The sequence below is a fragment of the Faecousia sp. genome, from assembly GCF_048519415.1.
Taxonomy (GTDB): domain Bacteria; phylum Bacillota; class Clostridia; order Oscillospirales; family Oscillospiraceae; genus JAZOXB01.
In genome coordinates this window covers 53050-62612 of record NZ_DBFZUT010000095.1, presented here as the reverse complement: position 1 = coordinate 62612, position 9563 = coordinate 53050, and the positions used below count along the sequence as shown (strand labels likewise).

General features: G+C 59.2%; 8 protein-coding genes and 1 tRNA gene. 6 read left to right on the top strand and 3 right to left on the bottom strand.

Annotated features, from left to right (window positions below):
- Nucleotides 1-253: 253 nt before the first annotated feature.
- From ACMKFF_RS09835 to ACMKFF_RS09820, 4 genes are all read left to right on the top strand, one after another.
- Entirely contained in the window at nt 254-1528 is a 1275-nt protein-coding gene (locus ACMKFF_RS09835; protein WP_419496822.1) for a BMP family ABC transporter substrate-binding protein, read from the top strand.
- Between the two features lie 178 nt (nt 1529-1706).
- On the top strand, nt 1707-3230 hold the full coding sequence (locus ACMKFF_RS09830) for an ABC transporter ATP-binding protein (protein WP_418468339.1): 1524 nt from the start codon (nt 1707-1709) through the stop codon (nt 3228-3230).
- A gap of 15 nt (nt 3231-3245) precedes the next feature.
- Complete coding sequence (locus ACMKFF_RS09825; RefSeq protein WP_419496821.1) at nt 3246-4328, top strand: ABC transporter permease; 1083 nt, start codon at nt 3246-3248, stop codon at nt 4326-4328.
- A 15-nt stretch (nt 4329-4343) separates the two neighbouring features.
- A complete protein-coding gene (locus ACMKFF_RS09820; RefSeq protein ID WP_418487705.1) occupies nt 4344-5327 on the top strand; it encodes an ABC transporter permease in 984 nt (327 codons plus the stop codon).
- A gap of 100 nt (nt 5328-5427) precedes the next feature.
- On the opposite strand, the gene wecB is transcribed toward ACMKFF_RS09820, so the two are convergent.
- The 3 genes from wecB to trpS are packed head-to-tail and all read right to left on the bottom strand — an operon-like array spanning nt 5428 to nt 8679.
- Nucleotides 5428-6582, bottom strand: coding sequence for a non-hydrolyzing UDP-N-acetylglucosamine 2-epimerase (gene wecB, locus ACMKFF_RS09815; RefSeq protein ID WP_419496820.1), 1155 nt, complete (start codon nt 6580-6582; stop codon nt 5428-5430).
- Nucleotides 6569-7636 carry an MraY family glycosyltransferase gene (locus ACMKFF_RS09810; RefSeq protein WP_349135495.1) on the bottom strand — a complete coding sequence of 356 codons (1068 nt, stop codon included), beginning with the start codon at nt 7634-7636 and terminating at the stop codon, nt 6569-6571. The genes wecB and ACMKFF_RS09810 overlap by 14 nt, the downstream gene beginning before the upstream one ends.
- Nucleotides 7637-7656: 20 nt before the next feature.
- A complete protein-coding gene (trpS, locus tag ACMKFF_RS09805) occupies nt 7657-8679 on the bottom strand; it encodes a tryptophan--tRNA ligase (protein WP_418465273.1) in 1023 nt (340 codons plus the stop codon).
- A gap of 185 nt (nt 8680-8864) precedes the next feature.
- Here trpS and ACMKFF_RS09800 point away from each other — a divergent pair.
- Nucleotides 8865-8941: transfer RNA gene (locus tag ACMKFF_RS09800), tRNA-Val, on the top strand.
- Nucleotides 8942-9180: 239 nt separating this feature from the next.
- Nucleotides 9181-9555 (top strand): four helix bundle protein, encoded by a 375-nt coding sequence (locus ACMKFF_RS09795; protein ID WP_419496819.1) that lies wholly within the window; start codon nt 9181-9183, stop codon nt 9553-9555.
- Nucleotides 9556-9563 lie beyond the last annotated feature (8 nt).

Below are 9563 nucleotides of genomic sequence, written 5' to 3'. Positions count from 1 at the left end.
GATATAATACCATGCATACCTCCTTTTGTCAAGCACTTTTTTCAGATATTTCCGATTTTCTTTTTCTTCCCTGTTTTCGACCTGTTTCGTGGAATTTCCTCCGAATGTTTCGCAGGAAATTTTTTCAAAATTTTGCAAAATACCTATTGTGTCCTGCAAAAAAATCTTGTATGATAGATTCAAACATTCGTCATGGACGAACCGCGGCGAATGCACATTGGGGTGACCCAACAATATCAAGGAGGAAAAAGGATTGAAGAAGGTACTTGCGCTGCTTCTCGTTCTCGTGCTCGCGATCGGCATGTTCGCCGCCTGCGGTACGGACAGCGGGAACAATGAGGAAACGAAGGACACCGCGAACAACGCCACGACGGAAGGCGGCAACGACGAGACGAAGCCGTCCGAAGAAAACGGCAACAACACCGAAGGCAAGACCCTGAAGGTCGGCATGATCTGCATCGGCGACGAGAACGATCAGGGCTACACCTACAACTTCTATCGCGCGAAGGACTCCGTCACGGAGAAGATGGCCGCCAAGGGCGTAACCCTTGACTGGAACATCATCACGAACATCGGCGAAGACGACGGCTGCACCGACGCCTGCGTCGAGCTGGCCGAGGCCGGCTGCGATGTCGTCATCTGCAACTCCTATGGCCACGAGCCGTACATGCTCAAGGCTGCTCCCGACTACCCCAATGTGCAGTTCATCGGCTGCACGAACCTGAACTCTCAGTTTGCCGGTCTCGACAACTGCCACAACGCCTTCGCCAACATCTATGAGGGCCGTTATGTCGCCGGTGTTGTCGCCGGTATGAAGATCAAGGAGCTCATCGACTCCGGCAAGATCACCGCTGACCAGGCCAAGATCGGCTATGTCGGTGCTTTCCCGTTCGCCGAGGTCATCTCCGGTTTCACCGCCTTCTATCTCGGCGCCCGCTCCATCGTCCCCGAGGTCACGATGACGGTCAAGTACGTCTCCTCCTGGTCCGACGCTACGGCCGAGGGCAATGCCGCGCAGGCTCTGTGCGACGAGGGCTGCGTGCTCATCTCTCAGCACTCCGATAACACCACCCCGGCCACGGTCGCGCAGCAGAACGGCGTGTTCCACGTCGGCTACAACAACGACATGACCGGCATCGCTCCCGAGGCTTCCCTGCTCTCCAGCCGCATCGACTGGTCCGTCTACTTCGAGTATGTGTTTGACTGCCTCGTGAACGGCGAGACCATCGCGAAGGACTGGACCGCCGGCATGAAGGACGGCGCCGTTGTCGTCACTGAGCTGAACGAAGCCATCGCCGCCGAAGGCACCGCTGACAAGATCGCGGAAGTCGAGGCCGGTCTGGCTGACGGCAGCATCCATGTCTTCCAGGGCCCGTGGAAGGGCGAGGGCACCGCTTACGGCGCCGACGCTCCCGACACGAAGGAAATGCCCGCCGACGACTGGTTCAAGGAATCCGATGTCGAGGGCGGCCAGACCTCCGCTCCGTACTTCTACTGGGTCATCGAAGGCATCACCTCCGAGAACTGATCCGAAACAGCATATCGCATCGCGCAGAAGCCGGGGGAGACCCGGCTTCTGTCGTTTCGGAGACCATATTTCAAAAAAATTGTTAGGAAAGCAAAAATTTTGTTTACTTTTGACGTAGCCTGTGCTAAACTAACTTTGAAAGTTATGCAAATTCCCCAGCAAATCCATGCAAGAAAGGATGACCGCTTTGGAGTCGAACTGCAAAATTGAACTGGTCAACGTCACAAAGCGTTTTGGCAAGGTCATTGCCAACGACAGTGTGAACCTGACTATCGAGGGCGGCAAGGTCCTATGCCTCCTCGGAGAAAACGGGAGCGGCAAGACCACGCTGATGAACGTGCTGTCCGGTATCTACATGCCGGAGCAGGGGCACATTCTGAAAAACGGCGCGGAGATTCAGATCCGCTCCCCCAAGGACGCCTTTGCCAACGGCATCGGCATGATCCATCAGCATTTCAAGCTGGTCGATGTCCTGACGGTCACGGAGAATATCATTCTCGGTCTGAAGGAAAAGGGCAAGCTCAACATTCGCGCCGCGGCACAGAAGATTGCCGCCATCTGCGAAAAGTATGGCTTTGACCTCGATCCGATGGCCAAGATCTACGATCTTTCCGTTTCGCAGAAGCAGACCGTCGAGATCGTCAAGGTCCTGTTCCGCGGAGCGGAGATCCTGATCCTCGACGAGCCGACCGCCGTTCTGACCCCGCAGGAGACGGACCGCCTGTTCCAGGTCGTGCGCAACATGCGCGCCGACGGCAAGGCCATCGTCCTCATCACCCACAAGCTGCACGAGGTGCTGTCCGTTTCGGACGAGGTTGCCGTGCTGCGCAAGGGCAAGTACATCGGCACCGTCAAGACGAGCGAGGCCACGGCCCAGTCCCTGACCGACATGATGGTCGGCCGCGCCGTCAGCCTGAACATCGACCGCCCGGACCCCGTCGACCCGAAGCCGCGGCTGAAGATCGAGGGCCTGACCTGCGTCGACAATCTCGGCGTCAAGCGCCTCGACGACGTCACGTTCACCGCCATGAGCGGCGAGATCCTCGGCATCGCAGGCATTGCAGGCAGCGGCCAGCGTGAGCTGCTCGAGTGCATCACGGGCCTGTACCCCGTGGAGCACGGCACGGTCACGTTCCTACCGGAGGGCAAGCCCGCCCAGCAGCTCATCGGCAAGACCCCGAATCAGATCCGCAAGGCAGGCGTGGCCATGGCCTTCGTGCCGGAGGACCGCCTCGGCATGGGTCTGGTCGGCAGCATGGGCATGGGCAGCAACATGATGCTGCGCAGCTGGCGCAAGGGCAAGGGCGCCTTTGTCAACCGCCGCGACCCGAACAAGCTCGCCATGGAGGTCATGGAGGAGCTGGAAGTCGTCACACCGAGCATCTCGACACCGGTGCGCCGCCTCTCCGGCGGCAACGTGCAGAAGGTGCTCGTTGGCCGCGAGATTGCGATGTCCCCCTCCGTCCTGCTGACGGCCTACGCCGTGCGCGGTCTGGATATCAATACGTCCTACACCATTTATAATCTTCTGACGCAGCAGAAGATGAAGGGCTCGGCCGTCGTGTTCGTCGGTGAGGACCTCGACGTGCTGCTGGAGCTGTGCGACCGCATTCTGGTCCTGTGCGGCGGTAAGATCAGCGGCATCGTGGACGCCCGCACCGCAACGAAGGAAGAGATCGGTCTTCTTATGACCAAGGTCTGACGGGAGGGAATCAACATGAATGAGAAATCCGCACGCAAGCTCCAGCTCTCCCGCCGGATCGACGGGATGCATCCCGCTGCGGCGTGGTCCATCCGCGTCGCGTCCATCGTGTTCGCCCTGATCGTCGGCGGCCTGCTGCTGCTCGCCCTCGGCTATTCCCCGCTGAAGGCCTATGGCACGATCATCGACGGCTCGCTCGGGTCGAAGACGTTCGTCCGCCAGACCATCAAGATCGCCATTCCCCTGCTCGGCTGCGCGCTGGCCATCGCCCCGTGCTTCAAGATGCACTTCTGGAACATCGGCGCAGAGGGCCAGATCACCGCAGGCGCCATCGGCGCGACGTTCTTTGCGCTGAAGTTCGGCAAGACGATGCCGCAGCTTCCGCTGCTGCTCATCATGGCCGCAGCCGCGATCCTGTGCGGCGGCCTGTGGGCCCTCATCCCCGCCTTCTTCAAGGCGAAGTGGAACACGAACGAAACGCTGTTCACCCTGATGATGAACTACATCATCATCGGTGTCGTCAAGTGGCTGCAGGGCGGCCCGTGGGAGGCTCCTCCCTCCGGCAGCCAGATGATCGCGCAGTTCGCGGGCAACGCCAAGCTGCCGTCCGTGCTCGGCGTGCACTGCGGCTGGATCATTGTACTCGTGCTGACGGTCCTGATGTTCATCTACATGCGCTACACAAAGCACGGCTACGAGATCGCCGTCATCGGCGACTCCAGCAACACCGCGCGCTATGCCGGTATGAACGTCGGCCGCATCATGATGCGCACGATGTTCCTGTCCGGCTCCATCTCCGGCCTTGTCGGCTTCATCATTGTCTCCGGTGCAAACCACACGCTTTATGACGGCGTGGCAGGCGGCGTCGGCTTCACCGCCATCTCCGTGGCATGGCTGGCTCAGCTCAATCCGTTCGCGATGATCATCATCGCCTCGATGCTTGCCGTGCTGACGAAGGGCTCCCAGACGCTCAACACTCGCATGCAGGTGCCCTCGACCATCGCGGACATCCTGACCGGCTTCATTCTGCTGTGCATGCTGGGCTGCGAGTTCTTCATCAACTACAAGATTTCCATCCGTCGGGAAAAGGAGGACTGAGGTATGGGCGCTGTTCTGACATTTCTTTCCACGCTGTTCGTTTTCTCGGTCGTCAACGGCACGCCGCTGCTCTACGGCACGCTCGGTGAGATCCTGACCGAAAAATCCGGCAATATGAACCTCGGCGTCGAGGGCATCCTGTTCATGGGCGGCGCGGCCGGCCTCGGCGGCGCGTTCTACTATGAAAAGCTCGCAGGCGCGAATGCCTCGCCGTTCGTGGCGCTGCTGCTGGCCGTGTTCTTCGCCTTCCTGGCGGGCGCGCTGGCCTCGCTGCTGTTCAGCTTCATCACCATCACCCTGCGTGCCAACCAGAACGTCACCGGCCTTGCCCTGACGATCTTCGGCACCGGCGCAGGTCAGTTCCTCGGCGAATACATGCGCGTGCAGGAGGGCTCCTACGTCTCCCTGAGCAACAATCTCAAGGCGATCTTTGTAAACTCCCCCTTCCCCGCCTTCCTGCGCAACATTCCCGTGCTCGGCCCGCTGCTGTTCCAGCACAATATCCTGACGTATTTTGCCCTTGCGCTCGCCGTCTTCCTCGCGTGGTTCCTGAACAAGACCCGCAAGGGCCTGTACCTGCGCGCCGTCGGCGAATCCCCCGCAACGGCGGACGCTGCCGGTATCAACGTCACCCGCTACAAATATCTGGCCACCGTGCTGGGCGGCGGCATCTCCGCCATCGGCGGCGTTGCCTACATCACCGGCATCGCAGGCTGCGTGTGGAACCACGAGGGCCTGTCCGGCGTCGGCTGGCTGGCTGTCGCGCTCGTCATCTTCTGCCTGTGGAAGCCGTCCGCAGCCATCTGGGGCAGCATTCTGTTCGGCTGCCTGCAGAACCTGTACCTGCGCCTGAGCATTCCGTTCATTCCCTCGCAGATCTACAAGATCCTGCCGTACATCGTCACAGTGCTCGTGCTCATCTTCAGCAGTCTGCGCAACAACCGCGAAAAGCAGCCGCCCGCTGCACTCGGCGTCCCGTACTTCCGCGAAGAGCGCTGAGCCCCCCATAAACAACCTGCGCCGCATCCCAGAGCCGGGATGCGGCGCGTTTTTTCGTTCTTCAGGCAGCAGCGGCTGCCCGGTATACATTATAATTGTATCAGCCCGCAGGGGCAAAATCGGCAGGGCGCTCAGCCCGCAGACCGAAGTGCCAGGCGATCGCGTCGGCAATGCGCTCGCAGGCGTGGCCGTCTCCATAGGGGTTCACGGCATGCGCCATGCGATGGTAGGCAGCAGGATCGTCGAGCAGCGTGCAGGCCTCGCGGAGCACATCGTCGTATGCAACGCCCGCCAGGCGGACCGTTCCGGCTGCAACGGCCTCGGGCCGCTCCGTCTCACGGCGGAGCACCAGCACCGGTTTGCCGAGGGCAGGCGCTTCCTCCTGCAGGCCGCCGGAGTCCGTCATAACGAAGCAGCAGCGCGCCATGAGATTATGCATCTCCTCCACGTCGACCGGGTCGATGAGGTGCACATGCGGTACACCGCCCAGCTCCTCCTGCGCGCAGGCGCGCACGGCCGGGCTGAGGTGGACGGGATAGACGATCTCGACGTCCTCATACCGCTCCGCAACGTCTCGCACGGCCCGCAGGATGTCATGCATGGGCTGGCCATAGTTCTCGCGGCGGTGGCATGTCAGAACGATAACGCGGCGGTTCTCGAAATCCAGCTCGTTGAGCTCCGCCGTGGCAAAGCGGTAATCCGGGCGCACCGTCGTGCGCATGGCGTCGATGACGGTGTTGCCCGTGCGGAAGATCTCACCCTGTACGGACTCACGGCGCAGATTTTCGACATTGGCCGACGTCGGCGCGAAGTGCATCGCCGCAATATCGCTGACGAGCGTGCGGTTCATCTCCTCCGGGAAGGGGGAATACCTGTCATAGGTCCGCAGGCCCGCCTCGACATGGCCGACCGGGACCTTTTGATAAAAGGCCGCCAGCGCCCCGGCAAACGTCGTGGACGTGTCGCCGTGCACCAGAACGAGGTCCGGCTGTGCCTCCTGCAGGGCCTGCTCCATGCCGAGCAGGGCGCGCGTTGTGATGGACGACAGCGTCTGCTGCTTCTGCATGATGTTCAGGTCATACTGCGCCGTCAGGCGGAAGATCTGCATGACGGAGTCCAGCATCTCGCGGTGCTGGCCCGTAAGGCAGCAGATACTCTCAAATTCCGGCCGCTGCGCCAGCGTCTGCACCAGCGGGGCCATTTTGATCGCCTCCGGCCGCGTGCCGAAGACGGACATCACCTTAATTCTCTTCATGCGGTTCCTCCTCCGGCTTTTTCGCATTTTCTTCCGTCTTATCCGGGTGACGGTGGAAAATGACCAGCACACCGATCGCGCCCACCACGATCACGGCGCCGATGAAGATCAGGGCCTTCATCTCGCCGTCATTCGTCAGCACGACGGCCGCCATGCCGAGAATGGCCGAGAGCATATAGGCGATGGCGACGGCCTGCTTCTGGCTGAAGCCCATGTCGATCAGGCGATGGTGCACATGGCCGCGGTCGGCATGCATCGGGCTCTGACCCTTGGAGACGCGGCGGATGACCGCGAAGCAGATATCGAAGATCGGCAGGCCCAGTACAAGGAATGGCACGGCAAACGAAATGATCGCATACATCTTGAACAGGCCGTAGATGGAGATGGACGAGAGCATAAAGCCGAGGAATGTCGAGCCGGTGTCGCCCATGAAGATCTTTGCCGGGTTGAAATTATACGGGATGAAGCCCGCGCACGCGCCGACGATGGCCGCTAGCAGGATGGCGGAGTTGTAATCCGGCACGAGCAGCGCCACGACGAGCATGGAGCCGGCCGAGATCGCAGACACGCCGGCAGCAAGGCCGTCGAGACCATCGATGAAGTTCACGGCGTTCGTGATGGCCACGATCCAGATCACGCTGACGGGATAGGAAAGCCACGTTGCCAGACGGAAACCCATAAAATGCTCGATCCGGCAGCCGTGCAGAACGGCGATAACGGCCGCAACAATCTGCACGGCAAATTTCGGCAGGGCATTGAGCGTCAGGATATCGTCAAGAATGCCGAGCACGACGATGATCGTCGCACCGAGCAAGATGCCGCGCAGCTCACGGTCGATCCCGGCAAAGCACAGCACCGCGATAAGGAACGCGAAGAAGATGGCGAGGCCGCCCATGCGCGGGATGGGGATCTTGTGCATGCGGCGCTCGTCCTTCGGCACATCCATCGCGCCGACGCGCTGCGCCAGCCGCTTGACGAGCGGCGTGACCGCAAAGGCCAGCGCCGCCGCCACGATGAGCGACAGCAGGACCTTGACAATGAAATTCGGATCCATAATCATGTTCTGCTCCCCGGTCAGCGCGCCACGAAGCCGACCTTCTTATAAACCTTGCGCAGCGTTTTTTCCGCAACATAGGCCGCCTTCTGCGCGCCGCTCTCGCAGACGCTCTGCAGATAGGCCTTGTCGGCCAGCAGGCGCTGGCTCTCCTCGCGGATGGGCCGCAGCAGCTCCACGACGGCCTCGCCGACCGTCTTCTTGAAGTCGCCGTAGCCGCGCCCTGCAAATTCCGCCTCGATCTCGGCGAACGTCCGCCCGGTCGCAGCGGAGTAGATGGTCATCAGGTTCGAAACGCCCTTCTTGTGCTCAGGGTCATAGCGCACCTCGGAGTCGCAGTCCGTGATGGCGCGCTTGAACAGGCGCATGATATCCTCCGGCTTATCCATCAGGCAGACGCGGCCGGGATCGTCGTTCTCGGACTTCGACATTTTGGCCTCGGGGTTGGCAAGGCTCATGATGCGCGCGCCGACCTTGGGGATATACGGCTCCGGCAGCTTGAACACGTCGCCGTAGATGCCGTTGAAGCGCTTGGCGATGTTGCGCGTCAGCTCGACGTGCTGCTTCTGGTCCTCGCCCACCGGAACAAGATCCGCCTGATACAGCAGGATATCCGCCGCCATCAGCGCGGGATAGGTAAACAGGCCGCCGTTGATATTGTCGGCATTTTTCGCGCTTTTATCCTTGAACTGCGTCATGCGGCTCAGCTCGCCGAACATGGAATAGCAGTTGAGCACCCAGCCGAGCTCCGCGTGCTGATGCACATGGCTCTGGATGAACAGCACGTTCTTCTCCGGGTCCAGACCGCAGGCGATATACTGCGCCAGCTGCTCCATCGTGCGGCGGCGCAGGTCTGCCGGGTTCTGCCGGACGGTAATGGCGTGAAGGTCCGCCATAAAGTAATAGCAATCGAATTCCTCTGCACGGTCGCGCCAGTTCCGGATCGCGCCGAGGTAAGAGCCGAGCGTCAGGTCGCCCGATGGCTTGATGCCGGAAAGCATACGCTTGCGCGGCGCAGTTCTTTCCGTAGTCTGTTCTGTCATAAGATCACGCCTCTTTCTCAGAAAACAGAGTTGTGCCCAGGGCACTTGATTCTATATATTCTAGCATAATTCCCGCCGATACGCAAGGCCCATGTCGTATCCTTGCGGTCCGCGTCCTTTTTTCGAAAAAAAGAAAAAAGTGCTTGACAAAAGGGCAGCCTTCTGGTATACTATGCCTTGCTGACGGACGATTAGCTCAGCTGGCTAGAGCATCCGCTTGACGTGCGGAAGGTCATAGGTTCGAGTCCTATATCGTCCACCATGAAAAGCCCTCTTTTGTCAACTTGACAAAAGAGGGTTTTTCCATGATATCCGTTCCTGTCCGAACGGGTGATATATCTTCGATATGATATCGCACTTTCGTGCGATGATATATGCCTGCGGCATATGAGGGAACGGATATTATATCATGCTTGCACAGCAAGCATATCATACGGCTTGCCGTATATCGTATCGCGATAGCGATATATCACTGGGAATCGCAGCGTCTTATGATATAATATGTTAGAAAAAGGTGCTTTTATGTCTGGAAACAAATTGCTCGACTTATCTTTTGAATTTGCGGTGGCAATTGTTCATCTTGTTGATAGCGTAACGGCACCTAAAAGCTCATATATGATCAATCAGCTTGCAAGAGCAGGTACTTCTGTAGGCGCGAATATACACGAAGCGCAGTATGCGCAGAGCAAGAAAGATTTTGTTGCAAAGTTGGAAATTGCATTGAAAGAGTCCAACGAAACAAGTTATTGGCTGAAGCTAATGTACGAAACCAAAAGAATTGATCTTACTACCTATCGATATACCGAGAAACTATGTGGTAATATTCGCAGATTGCTGATCGCTTCCTGCAAAACGGCAAAGGGAAACTTACAATAAAGCGCGTG